Genomic DNA, 19,541 nt, shown 5'->3' with positions numbered 1-19,541 from the left:
CCGGATTCGCCAACAGTGTCTTCTCAACCGTTTCTAAAGACTGAGCGGGAGTGAGTCCTGTTGCCAGGTCTCATGCTCGGCCGAACGCCCCGGACGGTGTTGGGCGTTCTGGTTGCCCGCGTTCACTCCGCACCCGGGCGGCACGGATCGTGTCCGTGGTCCGGGGATGCGGGGGCGGGGTTCCTCACGCCCAGGAACACCTGGTCGGGCCTGGACGGTCCGATGCCCCACCGCATCACTCCGGTGCTGTGGGGGCGGTGCCGTCCGTCGCCGGATCGGGTGTCCCTGGGCGCGACTTCCGATCGCCACGGCGGCAGCGTCGTGGCGGGTGGTGGTGCGGCTTGTGGTGGTGAGGGGTTTCTGCCAGTGCTGGGCGCCCCAGCGGCTGGTGTAGGCCGGGTCCACGGCGATGACCGCGATACCCGTCTGATCCGCCATCGAGGACAGGCGGGCGCGGAGCCTGCCGGTGGGCATGCCGGAGATCAGTTGCCGGAAGCGGGTGCGGCGGCCGTGTTTCTCGCGGGTCCGAGACCGTCGGCGAGGACAGTCGCGGATACGACGGCGGCAAGTCACGTGACGGGCGCAAACGCCACATCCTGACCGACACCGAGGGACTGCTCCTGGAGGTGACCGTGACCACAGCCGATGTGCACGACTCCAAGGCCGCTCCCGCGCTGCTGGAGACGTTCATGGACCAGCCGGGCCGGCTGCTGAAGCTGGTGTGGGTCGACAGCGCCTACCAGGGCCCGGCGCTCACGGCGGCGTTCGCCCGCCATGGAGTCCGGATCGAGGTCGTGCGCCGCTCCGACGGGCAACGCGGATTTGTCGTACTGGCCCGCAGGTGGGTGGTGGAGCGCACGCTGAGCTGGCTCTCCCGCTCACGCCGCCTCAACCGCGACCACGAACGCCGCCCCGACCACCACCAGCAGATGGTGTGGTGGGCAGCCGTTATCAGGCTGTCCCGGCGCCTGGCCGCAGACGCTCCGCGCTGGCCGGAGAAACGCCCCGGCCGACTGCCCCGGGCGCGGGCATGAACCGTCCGTCCTCCGCCCGCACCAGCCAGCCCCGCTTCTCCAGCACGTAGGCACGGTGACGGATCTTCTCCACCTCGTTCTTGATCTCCGCCTTCCGGCCCACCGCCCGCGTCAACTCCACCCCGTTCACCGGCCCCGAAGCAGCCACCGCAGCGGCGAACACCTCCCGATACACACCGCTGAGCACCTCCTCACCCATGCCCGACCGCCACACCGGCGGCCGCTCACCATGGCCCGCACCGGAGCCGCTCGAACCCCCAACCGCAACAGCCTCACCACCAGACGGCACGGAAGCCGGCGTATTCACCGGGCTCTCCTCGGCCAGCACCGACACGAGCTCCTCACGCCCCACCCGGGCCCGCTCGACGCGCTCCCGCGCGGCATCCACCTCCGCCTGAGCCTGCTCCAGGACCTCCGTCCAGGACTCCAGATCCTGCCTCGCCCGCGCCTCACGCTGTTCCATCAACCCCAGCACCGACGGCATCGCGACCTCCTCGATCAACAGCAAGCCGTCCGCTGCCTGCCCCTACCCCGTCGTGATCACGCCCCGCACACGAAGAAGCCCCTGCTCATCGAACAGGGACTCCCTTTGACACAACGCACTCAGTCGGCGCGTTGCCGGCCTCCCCGTCCCTGGAGAAGCCCTCAGGCGTCGCCGGAGGCCGTACCTGCCGGGGAGGATCCGGAACTGTGGGATAAGCGGCTGGCCCGGGTCGACGAACTCGCCGCCCCGATGATCGCGCCCCCGTAGAGGGCACTCATCCCACCCTGCCGCAGGCGGGGCGGAAGCGCTCCACCACCACTCCGGCCCGAGGCGCCAAGAAGGCGGCACCTCCATCACCGATACAGCGTCCAGCGCCCCCGCCCCATACGCCCGGGCAGGAGGGCAGTTCCGGTCCTCGGCTGTGCAGCAGGCGGCGATACCGCCGAGGCTCCCAGGCGTTGCTGGCCGACGACGGCCTTACCGGCATACGCCTCCCCCGGCGTCATCACTCAAGGTCGTCCCACGTCCACGAAGGGGCGATGCTCCCGTCGGGCTCACGCCCGAGCCGAAACTGTTCCGAGCTACCGCAGAGCTCGATGAATTCTTCGAAGTGCCCTGCGGCAGAAAGCCGGGAGACGAGGACGCTGATCTGCTCGATCTCCCCGGCCCGGCGAAGTTCGTCCAGCAAGCCAGCCACCCTGCTGGGGTCGTCAAGGGCCACGTGGGAGGCGGCCCGTGCGGCCAGAGTAGCGGCCTGCTCCTCCGTCCCGGACGAATGCAGCTCGCGCAGCAGCGCGGTAACCGCCGTGGGGTCGTCAAGGGCAACTTGAGCGGCGACCCGGACAGTCAGAGTGGCCGCCTGCTCTTCCGCTCCGATCTCGCGCAGCCTGTGCAGCAGCGCGATCACCGCCTTGGTGTCGTAAAGAGCCACGTGGGCGGCAGCCCGCGCAGCCAGGGCGGCAATCTGCGCCTTCGCCCGGGCCCCGCGCAGCCCGTGCAGCAGGGCGGTCACCGCCCTGGGGTCGTCGAGGGCCACGTGGGCGGCGGGGTCGCGGTCCAGCAACGCGGCAACCTGCGCCTTCGCCCGGATCCCACTCAGCCCGCGCAGCAGCACGGCCACAGCGCTGGGGTCGTCAAGAGCCACGTGGGAGGCGGGGTCGCGGTCCAGCAACGCGGCAACCTGCGCCTTCGCCCGGATCCCACTCAGCCCGCGCAGCAGCACGGCCACAGCGCTGGGGTCGTCAAGAGCCACGTGGGAGGCGGCCCGAGCGGCCAGAGCGGCAATCTGCGCCTGCGCCCCGAGCTGGTGCAGCCCGCGCAGCAGCACGGCCACCGCCCTGGAGTCGTCAAGAGCCACGTGGGCGGCAGCCCGCGCAGCCAAGGCGGCAATCTGCGCCTGCGCCCCGAACTGGTGCAGCCCGCGCAGCAGCACGGCCACCGCCCTGGAGTCGTCAAGAGCCACGTGGGAGGCGGCCCGAGCGGCCAGAGCGGCAACCTGCTCCTCCGCCCCGAGGCTGCTCAGCTCGCCCAACAGATCCGCCACAGCGCTGGGGTCGTCAAGAGCGACGTAGGTAGCGGCCCGGGCAGCGAGAAGGGCGACCTGTTCCTTCGCTCCGACCCAGCGCAACCAGTGCAGCAGCTCGGCCACAGCCCTGGGGTCGTCAAGCGCGACGTGGGAGGCGGGGCCGCCGGCCAATAGGGCAGCCTTTTGCTCATCCGCTCCGGGCCAGTGCAGCCTACGCAGCAGCGCGGTCACGACCCAGGGGTCGTCGAAGGCACCGAAGGCTGCGGCCCCAGTGATCCAATTGGTCCCTTGCCTAAGCGACACTCCCCAGTGCAGATTGCCCACGAAGTCAGCCACGGCACTGGGGTCGCTGAAGGTGGCGGCCCGAGCGGCCAGAGCGGCAACCTGCTCCTCCGCCCCGACCTCGCTCAGCCCACCCAGCAGATCCGCCACAGCGCTGGGGGCGTCAAGAGCGACATGGGCGGCGGGGTCTCGGGCCAGCAAGGCGGCAACCTGCTCCTCCGCCCCAACCTTCCTCAGCCCGCCCAGCAGCACGGCCACGGCCCTGGGGTCGTCAAGAGCCACGTGGGAGGCGGCCCGAGCGGCCAGAGCGGCAACCTGCTCCTTCGCCCCGACCTCGCTCAGCCCACCCAGCAGATCCGCCACAGCGCTGGGGGCGTCAAGAGCCACTGGGTCACAGTCCACTCGGCGGGTCGGCGATCAGTGAGATGCAGTCGTGAGAATTTACTGACAAGGGTGCGCGCCACGTAGGGGTCGCCGCCGTGAGCGGTGGCCTTCTTCAGGAGTTGGGCGGCGTCGCGGTACAAGCCGCGGTTCCAGGCGGCGATACCGAGGGTGCTCAGGTCGGTGGGGTGGGCGTGATGGGCGGCTGCGATCCAGAAGTCGACGGGCGGGATCTGGTCGGCGCGGTGGCCGCGGCCGTGCTGGTCGAGGTAGTCGGCCAGCAGATAGTGGGGCCCCTGAGTGCCCTGGACGGACGGGGGAAGAGAGGTGTCGTGGTGGCCGGGCGGTGGTTGCGTTGATTGCGGGTGGTGGTCTTGGCGGGGGTGAGGATGCCGGGGATGCCGTTGCATTCCTGGGTGACGTAGTCGAGGGCCTGGGTGAGCCAGTCCTTGTCGGCGGCGTTCCATTCGCTCTCGGTGAGGTAGCCGGGGGCGGCGTCGGCCAGCCAGGCCACCGGGATGTAGGGGCCGGCGCCAAGACGGCGGGCGTCCATGGCGGCATGGATCAGGGCCCGGGTAGCGCCCTGCGCTGTGTTGTAGCGGTCCATCAGGACGGGAACTCCGGCCAAGTACTGGGTGACCTGGGCATCCTGGGCACGTTCGGCGGCCTCGGTGAGCCGGGGATCGGTTCCGCCGACACCGGCGAGTGCGGCGAGGTCGGCGGGGGTGAACGCGTCCGGCACATCAATCTTGTGCCCGTCCAAGAGTTCACGGGCATGGGCGTACTGATCGGGGGAGGCGCGGTTGGTGAGGGTGTTCCAGTGTTCGGGCCACAGGGTGGCGAGCACGAGCACAGGAGCTCGTGACGGGTCGTGGAGCAGGCTGCGCAGACCTGCGGCGACCTGTGCCCCGATTGGGTCAGCGGCAAGGTAGTCCTGGGCCTCGTTCAGCCACACCACGGTGTACGGGGCAACGTCCTCAAGGTCGGCCAGGGCCGCATCCGGGCGGCTGGGGCTGATCGGATGCCACAGCCGCCAGGGCTTCGGCAGGCTGCGTACTGCCTCCCACAGAGCGCGGGTCTTGCCCGTGGACGAGCCACCGACCAGCACCGCGATTCCGCTGCGCCCAGCCTCCGCAGCGGCGGCGACCACCGTTTCCAAACGCGTGTCATGCTCCCGTGGGAGGTAGGTGGGCAGGGCCCCGAACCGTTGGCGGGCGTCACCGGTACCAAGGGCTGCGTGGACTTCCAGGTCGGCCAGGATGAGCTGGTCATCGAACTCGCCAATCGGGCGGCCGACGCCCTGCGCCATCCGGGCCCGGACCCACAGATCACGCACCCGCGCCGCCAGGTCCTGCTCATCCCACGCCGAACGGCGGGCCAGCACGGTGGCCACGGACACGGCATCAGCCTGCTTGGCTGGCAGGGACGGGGCGCTGATGCAGCGGCGTACGGTGTCCCGCTCCGGCGATCCCGCCAGATCGTCATCGGTGGCGATGGCCACGGTGATCTCATCCAGGCTGGGAGCGTCCGCCGCCAGATACACCTCATACAGCAGCTCTTTCAGCTCCCGCAGTGCACGAGGCCAGCCCACCCGCGCCCGCCCCAGCACCCGCGGCCGCTTCACGCTCACCCGTCCGCCGCCGTATCGCCACTCATCGCACCATCTTCTCCCCGCCCCGACTACGGCATGGCGTGAACAGCGGAAATTTCCGGACTCGTTGACGGCTTGTCGCAACCCAGAGTTGATCTTCGTACGGGGTCCAGCGTGGACAGCGAGCCAGCCGGCTACCCAGCCGCCCACCATGACCTCGTGGAGAGAAAGCCGATGTCCCGCACCCACTTGACCCGCCGCGAGCGCCTGCTCCTGGCCGCTGCCGCAGTGCGCGGCGCCGTCTCCGGCACCGTCCGGGCCGTTGTCGCCCGGCTCCTGGAACACCTCACCCCGTAGCCCTCACAGCGCAGACACCACGCCGGGGGCCGTGCGGCGCACGGCCCCCGGCACGTCGCGCAAGCACGCCTCCCGCACCGAAGCCGTGCCTCACGTGGACCTGGTCAGACAGCTGACAGCACCAGATGGGGGGTGCGAACATCGCCAGTCTGGCCGTGCACGAGCGGGCCGGGTTCTGGGGTACCGCGAGCGCATTGGCCGCCATAACAGCCAACGCGGCCGGATCCTGGTCGAACGCCCAAGCGCAGTTGTCAACTGAGCTGTCTGGAGGGTGCTTCACTTCAACACGGTGAATTTGACAGAGAATCCGTGACCGAGGTCGACGGCGTACGGGTGCCCGTGGTGTCCGGTGGTGCGCACTGGGGTGGCGGCCTGTGGATCAGTGCCCTCGATCTGGCCCGCATCGGCCGACTCTGCCTGCGCGGCGGGGTGTGGGGCGGGCGGCGGGTCGTCTCGCGGCGCTGGGTCGAGGAGTTGTGGACGCCCTGCCGGGTCAAGCCGAACTACGGCCTGTCCTGGTGGCTCAACGACGACCGCACGGTGTGGCCCTCGGCACCCGCCACCGCCGCGCTGCGCCCGCGGCAACGGCGGCAGCCATCTGCTGTGGGCCGACCCGGCGCGCGACCCGGTGATCAGCTCGCGCTGGGGCGCGGAGGTCGAGTCGCTCCTGGCGCGGGTGCCGCGGGCGGTGGCCCCCGGCGGGTGAGGTGCGCGTGTCCTTCTCGGCCGACGTGGGCTGTGACCTGTCCGTCCTCTCTCCGGGACCGCGGAAAATCCGGTGTGCGAGCGCCCTTCCCCACGTGACAATCAGGGACCAGCAAGGGGAGGAACACATGAGCCAGGCCTACCTGACTCTTCATGAGCTGCTGCCGCCTGAGGAGTTGGCGGCGGCGCTCGAAGCGGGGCACGTCACGCGCAAGCCGCACCCGGAACTGCCGCTGTCCATCTACACGTACACGAGGACATGCCAGTACGAGCGGGTGTGGAACCGGGTGACCACGCGCTGCCGCGGTCTCGTGGCCGACGACGGCACCGGTGAGATCGTCGCGCTTCCGCTGCCGAAGTTCTTCAACGTCGGTGAGCACGAGGCCGGTCAGCCGTACGCCCCGAGCCTCCCGGACGAGCCGTTCGAGGTGTACGACAAGGTCGACGGCAGTCTGGCGGTGGTCTTCCACTACGCCGGCCGGTGGCGGGTCGCGTCCAAGGGTTCGTTCGTCAGCGTGCAGGCCACCTGGGCGCAGCGGCTGCTCGACGGGAAGGACACCTCCGGTCTCGTCCCCGGGGTGACCTACCTGGCCGAGATCCTGTACCCGGAGAACCGGATCGTCGTCGACTACGGCGACCGTCGTGACATCGTGCTGCTGGCCGCGTTCGCCCAGGACGGCACCGAGGTCGCCCTGTCCGAGGCCGCGACCGGCTGGCGCGGCATCGGTTCCGTCGTCACCGTGTGGCCGGCGGTGCCGCTTGGCGAGTTGCTGGCCATGACGGACGCCAACCGGCTGCCCGGCGGAACGGCGGCCACGGGCACCGACGCGGAGGGCTTCGTGCTGCGCTTCGCCTCGGGCGTACGGGCCAAGGCCAAGTTCGCCGAGTACGTCCGGCTCCACAAGGTGCTCACCGGTGTGACCGAGCGGGACATCTGGCGCGGTCACGGCATCCAGCGGTTCGCGGGGCTGCCCGCCAAGCAGGTGGCGCAGGCGCTGAACTGCTCGGCCGAGGACATCGTCGCGACCGGAGGCCGGCCGCTGGACGCGCTGCTGGAGCAGGTGCCCGACGAGTTCGACGCCTGGGTTCGCGGTGTCGTCGCGGGCATCGAGAAGCAGGTGGAGGACCGGGAACGGGCGATCGACGAGGCGTTCCGGTCCGTCGCGCATCTCGCCGGCGACCGGGGCGCCTTCGCCCGCGCGGTGCGGGAACTGCCCGACGCGGCCGTGCGCCCCGCCATGTTCCTGCGCCTGGACGGCCGCCCGACCGAGCTCGTGACATACCGTTCCACCCGGCCGGAGGCGTCCGACCCCTTCAAGAACGACGAGGAGAACTGACCGTGCCCGTGGTACACGTCATGACGGGCCTGCCCGCTTCGGGGAAGACGACCGCTGCGCGCAAGCTGCAGGCGGAGTCCGAGGGCCGGATGCGCCGCGTCAACCTGGACGATCTGCGCACGATGCTCGACGTGCCGCTGCCCGAGGGGGCCGAGCGTCGGTCGTACGCGCACGAGCAGACCGTGCTGGCGATCCAGGACGCGGCGGTGCGGGCGGCCGTCGACGGTGGCTTCGACGTCGTGGTGGACAACACGCACATGACGCCGCACATCCCGAAGCGGCTGAAGGCTGCGGTGGCGGGGCTGGCCACCTTCGTCGTGCACGACTTCACCGACGTGCCGGTGGAGGAGTGCCTGCGGCGCGACGCCGGGCGGGAGCGGCCGGTCGGCGAGGAGATCATCCGGATCCTCGCCGACAAGCACGCGAAGTCCCGCAGGGGCGGCTGGCGGCTCACCGCGGAGTGGCTGAACGACGAGCCCGCCGTCGAGCCGTACGTCGCCGACCCGGCGCTGCCCTCGGCGGTCATGTGCGACATCGACGGCACGCTCGCCCTCAGGGGCGACCGGGGCGCCTACGACTTCACACGCTGCGAGGAGGACCTGCTCAACGTGTCGGTGCGCGGGGCGCTGCGCTCCTTCCGGAAGGCCGAGGGCGATGTCGTCGTCCTGCTCTCCGGCCGCGGTGAGGAGCACCGGGGCCGGACGGAGGCGTGGCTGCGTGCGCACGAGGTCCCGTACGACGAACTGTGGATGCGCGCCGCGGGCGACCAACGCCGCGACGACGTGGTGAAGGCCGAGCTGTTCGACCGGCATGTACGCCACCGGTTCGCCGTACGGGTCTCCCTCGACGACCGCGACCGGGTGGTCGCCGTGTGGCGCCGGATGGGCCTGCCGACCTGGCAGGTCAACTACGGCAGCTTCTAGCCGGCGGGCCGCCCGTGCGCGGGCCGGTCCACCGGTAGGCGTCCGCTGGTAAAATGGGGGTCACGCTTCGACACCGCCGGGGCCCGTACCGAGGGGTACGGGCCCCGGCGCGTTCCGGGCGCCAGACCAGGAAAGGTTCCCCATGAACGCGAAGCCGTCGGCCTCCGGGCTCTCCCCCTCCGACACCCCCCGGCGTGCGACAGCGCCGCGGGGCGACCTGTCGACGCCGGAGGCGGTGTCCCGGGACCTGCCGCCGGCCGAGTCCTTCGACGCGCTCGGGCTGCCGCCGGAGCTGCTGCGGACCCTGACCGACCTCGGGGTGACGGAGCCCTTCCCGATCCAGGCGGCGACGCTGCCGAACGCGCTCGCCGGCCGCGACGTCCTCGGCCGGGCACGGACCGGCTCGGGCAAGACGCTGGCGTTCGGGCTCGCGCTGCTCGTCCGGACGGCAGGCCTGCGGGCGGAGTCGAAGCGGCCGCTCGCGCTGGTCCTGGTGCCGACCCGGGAACTCGCCCAGCAGGTGAGCGACGCGCTGGAGCCGTACGCGCAGACGCTGAAGGTGCGGCTGGCGACGGTGGTCGGCGGGCTGTCGATCAACAAGCAGCAGGCGCTGCTGCGGACCGGGGCCGAGGTGGTCGTCGCGACACCGGGGCGGCTCGCCGACCTGGTGTCGCGCCGGGACTGCCTTCTGAACCAGGTGCGGATCACGGTGCTGGACGAGGCGGACCAGATGTGCGACCTGGGCTTCCTGCCGCAGGTCTCGGAGATCCTGGACCAGGTCCCCGCCGACGGGCAGCGGCTGCTGTTCTCCGCCACGCTCGACCGCGACGTCGACCAGCTGGTGCGCGGCTATCTGCACGACCCGGTGCACGCCTCGGTCGACCGGCTCGCGGGCTCGGTCACCACGATGGAACACCATGTGCTGAACATCCACGCCGCCGACAAGTACGCGACGGCGACCGAGATCGCCGCGCGGGACGGCCGGGTGCTGATGTTCCTGGACACCAAGGCCGGCGTGGACCAGTTCACACGCCATCTGCGGACCAGCGGTGTACGGGCCGCCGCCCTGCACAGCGGGAAGTCGCAGCCGCAGCGCACGCACACGCTCGGCCAGTTCAAGGACGGTGGGGTCACCGTGCTGGTGGCCACGAACGTCGCGGCGCGGGGCATCCACATCGACGCGCTCGACCTCGTCGTCAACGTCGATCCGCCCGCCGACGCCAAGGACTACCTGCACCGTGGCGGGCGCACGGCGCGCGCCGGGGAGTCCGGGAAGGTGGTCACCCTGGTCACCCCCAACCAGCGGCGCGACGTGAACCGGATGATGTCCGACGCCGGGATCCGCCCGACGGTCACCCAAGTGCGCTCCGGCGAGGCACAGTTGACCGCCATCACCGGGGCGAGGCGTCCGCCGAACGGGACGAAGTCCAGCAGCGGCAACGCCCCCTTCCGCGGCCTCGGCACCCGTCCGGGACGTCCCGCGAAGGAGTCCCGCAAGACCGCCGAGGCCCGCAGGACCGCGGAGGCCCGCGCGGCGGCCCGGGTACGCAAGGGCCGCTGACGCCGGAGGGATCCGTCGCAGCGACCCGCTCAGCGGCGGACGCGGTAGCGGGTGTGCGTGGCCTCCGGGGTGTCGATCACTCGGACGATCTCCAGCTCGGTCCGCGTGGGCAGGGCGTCGAACAGCCGGCGGCCGGTGCCGAACAGCACCGGGATCCGGTGGATCTCCACCTCGTCGAGCACTCCGGCCTCCAGTGCCTGCCGTGCCGTGTAGGCACCGTGGACCAGTACGTCCAGGTCCCCGGCCGCGGCCTTCGCCCGTGCCATCGCGCTCTCGATGCCGTCGGTCACGTAGGGCACCGACGGATGGCTCTCGTGAGGTGTGGACCCGGCGGAGCGCCACACCTCATCGGGGGTCACCGGGTGCGTTCAGCGGGAGCTGGGCGCGAGGCCGAGGGCGGCGAGTGCCGCCGAGCCGGCGGCGGTGTGGCCGTCGCCGGCGAGGAGGAGCGTGCGGGCCGACTGGTACGCGCATCCCGCCGCGTCGAACGCCCTGGCGGCCTCGAGTTGGCCGGGCAGGTCGCCGTCCAGGAGCGCCTGTGCCCGGTCCAGTTGGGCGGTGGCGACCGGGTTGCCGGTGACCAGGGCCCGGGCGGCGGCGACCCGGGCGCGGGCTTCCGGGTGACCGGCCAGGACCGAGGCCTCGGCCCGGAGGCCCGCGTACCAGTGCAGCCAGATCCAGGAGACCCACTTCCACACCTGCTCGGGCTCGGGTGCGACGCGTTCCAGGGCCGCGTCCGGGTCGCCGTGGTGGAGGAGGACCATGGCGTCGCAGACGGCGCCGTAGCCATGGTGGTGCTCCGACGCGGTGCCCGCCTCGTCGACGGTCGCGAGCCAGGCCGCCCGCGCGGCGTGGTCGCCCCGCAGACCGTGGACCATGGCGACCGACGCGGCGGCGGGGCCGAGCGAGAACGACCGGTGCCGGCCGCTCCGCCGCCAGGCGTCGAGGAACCGTTCGCTGCCGGTGAGTACGTCGGTGGCGTTGCCCGCGAACGCGTCCGCGACCAGCAGCCAGGACAGGGCGTGGTGCTGCACCTCGGCGAGCAGCGGGTGGTCGGCGAGTTGCCTGCCCCACCGGTGGGCCCGCGGCAGATCACCCACGCCGAGGGCCGTCCCGGCGGCCATGGCGAGGGCGTCCATCCGCTCGTGCGTGCTGGCGGGGGTGCACGGCACCGAGGCCAGGACGTCGATACGACACCGGGCCGCGGCCGCCGCGCCGAAGGGCTCGCCGGCCCAGGTCCGGGCACCGGAGAGCGCGTCGAGAGCGGCGGACTCGGCCACCGGGTCGCCCGCCCGCCGAGCGAGGTCGACGGCTCGCTCGGCATACCTGACGGTCTCCTGCGCGGTGTTGTCCGCGTCTCCCTGCACCGCACCGAAGGCATCCGCGACGACCGCCGCTTCGGCCAGAGCGAGGGCGGCCGCGGTGGCGACAGCCGAGTCGGTCGGCGGATGGGCGAACAGGTCGGCCGGGAGGACGGCAGGGGGTTCGACCGGAAGGACGGCGGGGAGTTCGGCCGGGAGAGGGGTCGGTGGATCGGCCGATGCCTCGGTTGACGCAGGGGGCGGCAGGGCGGTCCGCGCGTCGGCCAGCCGGTCGGCCCGCGCGTCGGACGACGGATGGGCCCACGCCACGACCGACAGGTCAACCCGCACGTCGGCCAGCGGGTCGGCCGGCACGTCGGACGACGGGTCGGCCCGCGCGTCGGACGACGGGTCGGCCCGCGCCACGACCGACGGGTAGACCCGCACGTCGGACGACGGATCGACGATCGCGTCCGACGACGGATGGGCCCGCGCCACGGCCGACGGGTCAACCCGCGCCTCGGACGGCGGATCGGCCCGCTCCTCGGACGCCAGGGCGACGGCGTCGGACAGTCGTCGGGCTGTCGTGAGCAAGGCGGTCACCTCGTCCACGGCGGGGAGCCGGGTGAACTCGCTGGAGAAGCGGTACGCGACGGTGGCGGCGGCCGCCAGGTCGCGAGCCGCGCCGGCGGTGTCCCCTGCCCGGCGGGCGGCCTCGGCGGCGGCACGATGCAGGCGGAACATGTCGTCGCCGAGCCGCCGACAGCCGGCCACCCCGGCGGCCTCCCGCAGCGCCACGGCTCCGGCGACAGCACCGGTCACTTCACCGACAGCGCCGACGACCTCGACGGTCTCCCGACCTGTGCCGGCAGCCCCAGCGGCCCCAGTTGCCCCACCCGCACCGCCCCCGCCACTCGCACCACCGGCACCCCCGGCCAGCGCCGCCGCCTGCTCGTATCGCTGCTGGGACTCGCCCAGCAGGTTGCGGGTGAAGGCCAGTCCGGCCAGGGCGAGGGCGAGGCGGTGGGCGGACGGCCGCTGGTCCGGCTGGTCGGCGGCCCAGGTGAGGGCCGCTCGCAGGTCGTCGGCCATGGCGTCGAAACGCGCGCGCCAATCCGCGCCCTCGGCCTCGGCCTCGGTGAGGGCGGTCGCGCCGGCCAGGCACCAGTCGACGTGGCGGGACCGGACGTCCGCCAGCTCACCGACGTCGGCGAGCCGTTCGGTCCCGTACTGGCGGATGGTCTCCAGCGCCTGGTAGCGGGTGCCGGTCGCGGTCGGTGTCGCGGTGAGCAGGCTCTGCTCGGCGAGCCGGCCGAGTCCGTCGGCGACCCCGGCCGCGTCGAGCGGGCCGAACCCGGCCACGGTAGTGGCCGCCTCGGCGGTGAAGGGAACCACGAACACCGAGATCCGGCGCAGCAGCGCCCGGTCCGGCGGCTCCAGCAGGTCGTGGCTCCAGTCGAGCGCGGCCCGCACCGACCGGTGCCGGTCGTCCGCGCGGGGGCCTCCGGCGAGGATCCGCAGCTGGTCGGAGAGGCCGGCCGTGAGCCCGTCCAGTCCGAGGGTGGGCCACCGTGCCGCCGCGAGTTCGATCGCCAGCGCCATGCCGTCGAGCCGTTCGCAGATGGCCGCGATCCGGTCGCGTACGGCTGGTTCCGGTGGCAGGCCGACCGCCGCCGCCCGTTCCAGGAACAGGGTCACGGCGTCCGAGTCGGCTCCGCCCTCCCAGGAGAGCGGCGGAACGAGGAACACCCACTCGAACGGCACCATCATCCGGGCCCGGCTCGTCGCGAGGACCCGTAGTTTCGGGCAGGCGAGCAGCAGCCGTTCCAGGAACGGCGCGACCCCGTCGCGTATCTGCTCGCAGTTGTCCAGCACCAGCAGCGCCTGGCGGTCGACCAGGGCGGACACCACCGACTCGTCGATACCGCGGCCGGGTTGTTCGCCCACACCCACGGCCGCCGCGATCGCCGCCGCCACCCGTCCCGGGTCGGTGACCGGGGCCAGGTCGACGAACCACACCCCGTCGGCGAAGTCACCGGCCGCGTCGGCCGCCACCGCCAGCGCGAGCCGGGTCTTGCCCACCCCGCCCGGACCGACCGCGGTCACCTGCCGGCGTGTCTTGACCGCCTCGGCCAGCTCGGCGCGCTCCCGTACCCGGCCGATGAACGCGGTCAGCGGTGTGGGGAGGGCGGGTGCCAGGTGTGGCCGCTCGGCGCGGGCGAGTTCGGCCGCGCGCCGGGAGAGCGCCCGCCGGTCCGGTTCGTCGAGCTTGCGCAGCAGGGCGGAGACGTGTGACTCGACGGTGCGTACGGAGATGAACAGCCGCGCGGAGATCTCCGCGTTGCTGAGGTGCTCCCCGAGCAACGCCAGCACTTCGGCTTCCCGGGTCGAGATCACTGGACTGGACACCGGGTCATTATCCGTTGGTCCGTGGCGTCTCAGTGGTGGATTCCGTGCTCACCACGGAGGCGGTCCGTGGCCCCGCCGGGAGAGCCTGTGACCACGGCGATCGGACCCGGCGGACCCACCGGACCGGTCGCGGCCCCCGACCCCCGACCCCGGACCCCCGACCCCGGACCCCGGGAACTCAGGAACCGAGGAACTCAGGAACCCAGGAGTTCAGGAGTTCAGGAACTTAGGAGTGACCATGACCGGTTCGTCCGACCGGACGAGTGACGGGCCGCGCCCCCGTGCGGTGCGTCGCCGTGACACCGAGCGCCGGCTCGCCCATGACGTCGATGTCTGGGTGGCCAGTGCCTCGGTGGACGGGGTGCCGTATCTGGTGCCGCTGTCCTTCGACTGGGACGGCGGAACGCTGTTGGTGGCCACGCCGGCCGACAGCCCGACCGGCCGGAACCTGGCCGCGACCCGGACCGCTCGGCTGGCGCTGGGCCTCACCCGCGACGTGTCCATGATCGAGGGCGAGGTGGAGGTCCTCGGCATCGACGCGTTGCCGCAGGACCGGGGTGACCGGTTCGCCGCGCGCACCGGCTTCGACCCGCGTGCGTCGGTCACGCCGTACCACTGGTTCCGTATCACCCCGCGCCGTGTCCAGGCCTGGTGCGAGGCCGACGAGTTGACGGGGCGTGAGCTGATGCGCGGCGGCCGCTGGCTCGGCTGACCATCGCGTCGGCGCGTCCCCGGAACGCACCGACGCGCCGCCGGAACGAAGTCGACGCGTCCCGGAACGAAGTCGGCGAAACGACATCGACGATCACACAGCGCGAGGAAGGAAACCTGACATGACGAACACGCGGAAGGCCACCCGGAGCAGCGGCACGGCCGAGAAGAAGTTCGACGGGTTCACGGCCGAGGAACGCGACGCGATGAAGGAGCACGCGCAGGAGTTGAAGACGTCCGCGCGTCGCGGCCCGCGCACGGCCAAGGCGGACGGGGAGAGCGACGTGCTCGCGAAGATCGCCGGGATGACGGACACGGACCGTGCCCTCGCCGAGCGGCTGCACGAGATCGTCCGGTCCGCCGCGCCGGACCTGTCGCCGAAGCTCTGGTACGGCATGCCCGCGTACGCCAGGAACGGCAAGGTCGTCTGCTTCTTCCAGAGCGCGCAGAAGTTCAGGACCAGGTACGCCACGCTCGGCTTCAGCGACCAGGCACGGCTGGACGACGGCACCCTGTGGCCCACGACCTACGCCCTGACGGAGCTGACCGCCGACACGGAGGCACGGCTCGTCGAGCTCATCGGGAAGGCGGCGGGCTGACACCGCGTCCGCGCCACGCGCGCGCCACGCCGCGCCGGCCCGGATCCAACCGGCCGCTTCCTTCAGGGAAGCGGCCGACTTCCTCCCCCGCAGACCCCCTTGACCGCGATCCGCCTCACTGGTTCCGTGGGAAGGCTGCTCATGGGAGCGCTCCCACTTCCGGTGAGAAAGGATCCCCATGCAGACCTCCCCCCACAGGTCCGGCAGACGCGGCCCGGCGGCCGTCCTCACGGCCGTTCTCGTCGCCTGTCTGCTGTCGCTGGCCGGCATCACCAGGGCCCACGCCGCACCGGGTGACGGCTCGGTCTCCGACCCCAACATCGCCTACGTCGGCCGCTGGGACACCAGTTCGGGCACGACGGCCGTCGCCAACTGGACCGGCGCGTACGTACAGACGTCCTTCACCGGCACCACGGTGAAGGTGAAGGCCAGGGACGCGGTCAACTTCTACGTCAGTGTCGACGGCGGGCCCGACGTCTTCCACGCGGGCGTACGCGGCACCGTGAACCTCACCCCCCAGCCCCTGGCGTCGGGCACGCACACCCTGCGGATCACCTACCGGTCCGGGGACACGGCCTTCCAGGGCCTGGTCCTGGACTCCGGGGCCCGTACGGTCGCTCCGGGGGCGTCGGCCGGGCTGATCGAGTTCGTCGGCGACTCCATCACCGCCGGTGCCCTCACCGACCGGCTGGCGCTCGACTCGTACGCCTGGAGGACCGGCGAGCGGCTGGGCATGCGGCACACGCAGATCGCCCGCTCCGGCTACTGCCTCGTCGCGCAGTCGGGCTGCACCGGTCTGAGCGGTCAGTTCTTCAAGTCGGCCAGTACGGGCACCACGGACTGGGACTTCGCCCGCTACCGCGCGAGCGCGGTCGTCATCAACCTCGGTACCAACGACATCGGACACGGGGTGTCCGGTGCCGCGTTCCAGTCGGCGTACACCGCCTTCCTGCGGGACGTCCGCGCCAAGTACCCGGACGCGGTCCTCTTCGCGGTGCAGACACTCAAGAAGCGGTACGTCACCGAGACCAGGGCCGCTGTCACAGCCCGCAACAACGCCGGTGACGCCAGGGTCCGTTACGTCGACACGACCGGCTGGCTCACCGACGGCACCGACTACGAGGACGGCAACGGGCATCCCAACGAGGCCGGCCACACCAAGTTCGCGGGCCGTCTGGCCCCTGTCGTCGGCGCCGCCCTGAACGGCACGGCGTCCGCCTCCGTGAAGGCGGCCGCTCCCGGTCAGCCCGGCGACCCGAACATCAAGTTCGTCGGACGCTGGGACACCACGACCTCCGCCACGGCCTACACGCCGTACTGGGCCGGTGCCTACTACCGTGTCGGCTTCACCGGGCGGACCGTCCAGCTGAAGCAGCGCGGCACGATCGACTTCTGGGCCCGGATCGACGACGGACCGGTGAAGTTCTACGACGACGTGAAGGGGACGGTGAACCTGACCCCGTCCGCGCTGTCGGCCGGCCGCCACACCCTTCAGGTCAACTACCAGGTGGTGGCGGGTTCCTACCGGGGTGACGCCGTCTTCCAGGGGCTGGTCCTGGACAGCGGGGCGACGACCTTCGCCCCGTCCGCGCCGACCAAGCTGGTCGAGTTCGTGGGCGACTCGATCACCGTGGGCACGACGACCTCGCAGAACGCCCGTACCGCGTACGGCTGGCTGATCGGGGAACGGCTCGGCACCGAGCACACGCAGATCGCCCAGGGCGGCGCCTGCCTCGTGGCCGCGGCGGACGGATGTGTGGGCCTGGAGCGGCAGTACACCAGGCTCAACCCCAACGCGGCGACACCCGACTGGGACCCCGCCCGCTACCGGGCCGACGCCGTCGTCATCAACCTGGGCACCAACGACGTGGGACGCGGGGTGAGTTCGGCGCAGTTCCAGGCCGCTTACACCAGTCTGCTGCGCAAGGTCCGCGCCGCCCATCCGCAGGCCTGGATCTTCGCGTTGGAGACCTTCCGTGGACGCTTCGTCCCGCAGACCGAGGCGGCCGTGCAGGGGGCGATCTCGGGCGGGGACTCCCGGGTGTCCTTCGTCGACACCACGGGCTGGCTGGGCTCCGGCGACCTCACCGACTCCGTCCACCCCAACGACCAGGGACACCGCGCCATCACCGACCGCCTCGCCCCGGTCATCGCCGCCAGGATCGGCGCCTGACGCACCCCGCGCGACCGCACGGCACGCACCCCGCCCGCACCCGCCGCTCCCCCGGTCGAGGTGCGGACGGTGTGCGACCCCACGTCCACCCGGAACGCGGCGTCGACGCATGAGGCGGGGCGTCGCCGGGCCTACCATGGCGTCATGGCGGTCGTCCTCTTCGCAGGCATTCCGGTGAACGACTACACAGCGGCGCTCTCCTGGTACGAGCGGCTGCTCGGCTCCCCGCCGACGTTCTTCCCGAACGACACGGAGGCGGTGTGGGAGCTGGCGGAGCACCGCTATGTGTACATCGAGCATCGGCCGGGGCGCGCCGGCCACGCCCTGCACACCGTCTTCGTCGACGACCTCGACACCCGTGTCGCCGGGATCACCGATCGAGGGCTGGAGCCCAGCAGCCGCGAGACCTACGCGAACGGCGTACGCAAGGTCACCTACCACGACCCCGACGGGAACGAGATCGGTCTCGGCGGCGGCCCGCTCTGACCTGTCCGGGGGCGCGAAGGTGCCGTACGGGGCTTCACTTCTTCTTGCCTTCTTGCCTTCTTGCCTTCTTCCCGATACCGGCGGAGCGGGTCACGAGACGGGCGGCCTGGCTCCGCCCCTCCTCTCATCCCGCCGGTGCGGTGATCTCCCGCTTGAGGATCTTGCCGCTGGGGCCGGTCGGCAGAGCGTCCACGATCCACACCTCGCGCGGGTACTTGTACGCGGCCACCCGGTCCTTCACGAACTCCCGCAGTTCGTCGGGGGTGGCGTGGGCGGTCGGCCGGAGGACGACCGCCGCCGCGATCTCCTCGCCCAGGTGGGTGTGCGGCACGCCGACCACGGCGGCCAGGGCGACGGCCGGGTGCTCGTGGAGGGTCTCCTCGATCTCGCGCGGGTAGACGTTGTAGCCACCGCGGATGATCATGTCCTTCTTGCGGTCGACGATGTACAGATAGCCGTCCTCGTCCTGCCGCGCGAGGTCACCGCTGCGCAGCCAGCCGTCCGGGATCGCGGCCGCCGTCTCCTCGGGGCGGTTCCAGTACCCCTTCATCACGTTCGGCCCCCGTACGGCCAGTTCGCCGACCTCGCCGGGCGCGACGTCCTGGCCCTTGTCGTCCAGCAGCCGCACCTCCACGTCCTGGATCGGGGTGCCGATGGAGCCGGCCTTGCGAGGCCGGTCGGGGTGGTTGAACGTGACCACCGGGCTGGTCTCGGACATGCCGAAGCCCTCCAGCACCGCACAGCCGAAGCGCCGCTCGAAGCCGTGCAGGATCTCCACCGGCAGCGAGGCTCCGCCGGAGACGCACATCCGCAGCGTCGACACGTCCGCCTCCGACGGGTGCTGCAGCAGCGCCGCGTACATCGTCGGAACGCCCTCGAAGACCGTGGCCCGGTCGCGGGCGATGGCATCAAGCACCGCCTGCGGCTCGAAGCGGGGGATCAGGGTGAGCGAGGCGCCCGCGCGCACGGCCACGCTCATGGTGCAGATCTGGCCGAAGATGTGGAACAGCGGCAGACAGCCGACCACCACGTCCTGTGGTGTCATCCGCTGGACATGGACCGTGTTGACCTCGGTGTTGTGCCGCAGTCCGCCGTGGGTGAGCGTGGCGCCCTTGGGGCGGCCGGTGGTGCCGGAGGTGTACAGGAGCACGGCCACGTCGTCGTCCGGCGTCGTTGCCACACCGGGCAGCGGTTCGTGTCCGGCCAGCAGGTCCGCGAAGGCCGCCGGTTCGACAGCCACATGCCGCACACCGGCGGCGGCCGCACCCTGCGCGCCCTCACCGGGCGCCTGGTGCCATTCGAAGAGCAGCACCGCCCCGGAGTCGCTCAGGTGGTACTCGGTCTCCCGTGTCTTGAGCAGCGGGTTCATGGGGACGACGACGCCTCCGGCGCGCAGCACGCCGTAGTACAGGACGACGAACTCGGGAACGTTGGGCAGCATCAGGGCGACCCGGTCCCCCGGCCCAACGCCCTCGGCCCGCAGCAGCGCGGCGGCGCGGGCACTGCGCTCGTCCAGTTCCGCGTAGCCGATGGTCCGGTCTCCCAGGCGGAGCGCGGGGCGCCCCGGCTGCCGCTGTGCCGTCTCCACCAGGTACTCCGCCAGATTGGCCATGACCCACCTCCACGAAAGTCGCCGTCGAAATCCGCTGTTCACTTCGACGACATCGTGCTGCCGTACACGG

At 71.8% G+C, this 19,541-nt stretch carries 15 protein-coding genes and 1 pseudogene; 9 read left to right on the top strand and 7 right to left on the bottom strand.

Annotated features, from left to right (window positions below):
- Positions 1-33: 33 nt before the first annotated feature.
- Positions 34-528 (bottom strand): annotated as a pseudogene (locus tag OG202_RS44740) (IS200/IS605 family accessory protein TnpB-related protein); the annotation flags it as partial.
- 65 nt (positions 529-593) lie between these two features.
- Here OG202_RS44740 and OG202_RS44735 point away from each other — a divergent pair.
- The gene (locus OG202_RS44735; protein WP_405896137.1) at positions 594-1,034 is read left to right on the top strand and encodes a transposase; all 441 of its coding nucleotides are present in this window, start codon (positions 594-596) and stop codon (positions 1,032-1,034) included.
- On the opposite strand, the gene OG202_RS44730 is transcribed toward OG202_RS44735, so the two are convergent.
- The 3 genes from OG202_RS44730 to OG202_RS44720 form a co-directional block, all read right to left on the bottom strand.
- On the bottom strand, positions 952-1,518 hold the full coding sequence (locus tag OG202_RS44730; protein ID WP_327726373.1) for a hypothetical protein: 567 nt from the start codon (positions 1,516-1,518) through the stop codon (positions 952-954). The two genes, OG202_RS44735 and OG202_RS44730, sit on opposite strands and share 83 nt — an antisense overlap.
- Before the next feature lie 505 nt (positions 1,519-2,023).
- Positions 2,024-3,583, bottom strand: a complete 1,560-nt coding sequence (locus OG202_RS44725) for a hypothetical protein (protein ID WP_327726374.1) — start codon at positions 3,581-3,583, stop codon at positions 2,024-2,026.
- Between the two features lie 298 nt (positions 3,584-3,881).
- Entirely contained in the window at positions 3,882-5,336 is a 1,455-nt protein-coding gene (locus OG202_RS44720; RefSeq protein WP_327726375.1) for a hypothetical protein, read from the bottom strand.
- A 195-nt stretch (positions 5,337-5,531) separates the two neighbouring features.
- Between OG202_RS44720 and OG202_RS44715 the strand changes: the two genes are divergently transcribed.
- The 4 genes from OG202_RS44715 (at position 5,532) to OG202_RS44700 (ending at position 10,180) form a co-directional block, all read left to right on the top strand.
- A complete protein-coding gene (locus tag OG202_RS44715; protein ID WP_327726376.1) occupies positions 5,532-5,654 on the top strand; it encodes a hypothetical protein in 123 nt (40 codons plus the stop codon).
- A gap of 833 nt (positions 5,655-6,487) precedes the next feature.
- Positions 6,488-7,696: an RNA ligase gene (locus tag OG202_RS44710; protein WP_327726377.1), complete on the top strand. Its 1,209-nt coding sequence runs from the start codon at positions 6,488-6,490 to the stop codon at positions 7,694-7,696.
- A 2-nt stretch (positions 7,697-7,698) separates the two neighbouring features.
- The gene (locus OG202_RS44705) at positions 7,699-8,619 is read left to right on the top strand and encodes a phosphatase domain-containing protein (protein WP_326573895.1); all 921 of its coding nucleotides are present in this window, start codon (positions 7,699-7,701) and stop codon (positions 8,617-8,619) included.
- A 142-nt stretch (positions 8,620-8,761) separates the two neighbouring features.
- Positions 8,762-10,180 (top strand): DEAD/DEAH box helicase, encoded by a 1,419-nt coding sequence (locus OG202_RS44700; protein ID WP_327726378.1) that lies wholly within the window; start codon positions 8,762-8,764, stop codon positions 10,178-10,180.
- 29 nt (positions 10,181-10,209) lie between these two features.
- On the opposite strand, the gene OG202_RS44695 is transcribed toward OG202_RS44700, so the two are convergent.
- Positions 10,210-10,479, bottom strand: a complete 270-nt coding sequence (locus tag OG202_RS44695; RefSeq protein ID WP_327726379.1) for a dihydrofolate reductase family protein — start codon at positions 10,477-10,479, stop codon at positions 10,210-10,212.
- A 69-nt stretch (positions 10,480-10,548) separates the two neighbouring features.
- Positions 10,549-13,890 carry a LuxR C-terminal-related transcriptional regulator gene (locus OG202_RS44690; protein WP_328224586.1) on the bottom strand — a complete coding sequence of 1,114 codons (3,342 nt, stop codon included), beginning with the start codon at positions 13,888-13,890 and terminating at the stop codon, positions 10,549-10,551.
- 238 nt (positions 13,891-14,128) lie between these two features.
- Between OG202_RS44690 and OG202_RS44685 the strand changes: the two genes are divergently transcribed.
- The 4 genes from OG202_RS44685 to OG202_RS44670 all read left to right on the top strand — a co-directional run bounded on the left by OG202_RS44685 (position 14,129) and on the right by OG202_RS44670 (position 17,859).
- Positions 14,129-14,602 (top strand): pyridoxamine 5'-phosphate oxidase family protein, encoded by a 474-nt coding sequence (locus OG202_RS44685; protein ID WP_327726381.1) that lies wholly within the window; start codon positions 14,129-14,131, stop codon positions 14,600-14,602.
- A gap of 121 nt (positions 14,603-14,723) precedes the next feature.
- Complete coding sequence (locus OG202_RS44680) at positions 14,724-15,200, top strand: iron chaperone (protein ID WP_326573905.1); 477 nt, start codon at positions 14,724-14,726, stop codon at positions 15,198-15,200.
- Between the two features lie 178 nt (positions 15,201-15,378).
- On the top strand, positions 15,379-17,373 hold the full coding sequence (locus OG202_RS44675; RefSeq protein WP_328224585.1) for an SGNH/GDSL hydrolase family protein: 1,995 nt from the start codon (positions 15,379-15,381) through the stop codon (positions 17,371-17,373).
- Between the two features lie 144 nt (positions 17,374-17,517).
- The gene (locus tag OG202_RS44670) at positions 17,518-17,859 is read left to right on the top strand and encodes a VOC family protein (protein ID WP_327726383.1); all 342 of its coding nucleotides are present in this window, start codon (positions 17,518-17,520) and stop codon (positions 17,857-17,859) included.
- A gap of 124 nt (positions 17,860-17,983) precedes the next feature.
- Here OG202_RS44670 and OG202_RS44665 read toward each other — a convergent pair whose 3' ends face one another.
- The gene (locus OG202_RS44665; protein WP_326573911.1) at positions 17,984-19,471 is read right to left on the bottom strand and encodes a long-chain-fatty-acid--CoA ligase; all 1,488 of its coding nucleotides are present in this window, start codon (positions 19,469-19,471) and stop codon (positions 17,984-17,986) included.
- Positions 19,472-19,541 lie beyond the last annotated feature (70 nt).

This window comes from Streptomyces sp. NBC_00310 (genome assembly GCF_036208085.1).
Taxonomy (GTDB): domain Bacteria; phylum Actinomycetota; class Actinomycetes; order Streptomycetales; family Streptomycetaceae; genus Streptomyces.
This window is presented reverse-complemented; position numbering and strand designations above follow the sequence as displayed.

What these genes read in the sequence shown, in the direction of transcription:
- OG202_RS44730 (WP_327726373.1), bottom strand. Translation starts at nt 1,518, where the DNA reads ATGCCGTCGGTGCTGGGGTTGATGGAACAGCGTGAGGCGCGGGCGAGG.
- OG202_RS44715 (WP_327726376.1), top strand. Translation starts at nt 5,532, where the DNA reads ATGTCCCGCACCCACTTGACCCGCCGCGAGCGCCTGCTCCTGGCCGCT.
- OG202_RS44710 (WP_327726377.1), top strand. Translation starts at nt 6,488, where the DNA reads ATGAGCCAGGCCTACCTGACTCTTCATGAGCTGCTGCCGCCTGAGGAG.
- OG202_RS44700 (WP_327726378.1), top strand. Translation starts at nt 8,762, where the DNA reads ATGAACGCGAAGCCGTCGGCCTCCGGGCTCTCCCCCTCCGACACCCCC.
- OG202_RS44685 (WP_327726381.1), top strand. Translation starts at nt 14,129, where the DNA reads ATGACCGGTTCGTCCGACCGGACGAGTGACGGGCCGCGCCCCCGTGCG.
- OG202_RS44680 (WP_326573905.1), top strand. Translation starts at nt 14,724, where the DNA reads ATGACGAACACGCGGAAGGCCACCCGGAGCAGCGGCACGGCCGAGAAG.
- OG202_RS44675 (WP_328224585.1), top strand. Translation starts at nt 15,379, where the DNA reads ATGCAGACCTCCCCCCACAGGTCCGGCAGACGCGGCCCGGCGGCCGTC.
- OG202_RS44670 (WP_327726383.1), top strand. Translation starts at nt 17,518, where the DNA reads ATGGCGGTCGTCCTCTTCGCAGGCATTCCGGTGAACGACTACACAGCG.
- OG202_RS44665 (WP_326573911.1), bottom strand. Translation starts at nt 19,471, where the DNA reads ATGGCCAATCTGGCGGAGTACCTGGTGGAGACGGCACAGCGGCAGCCG.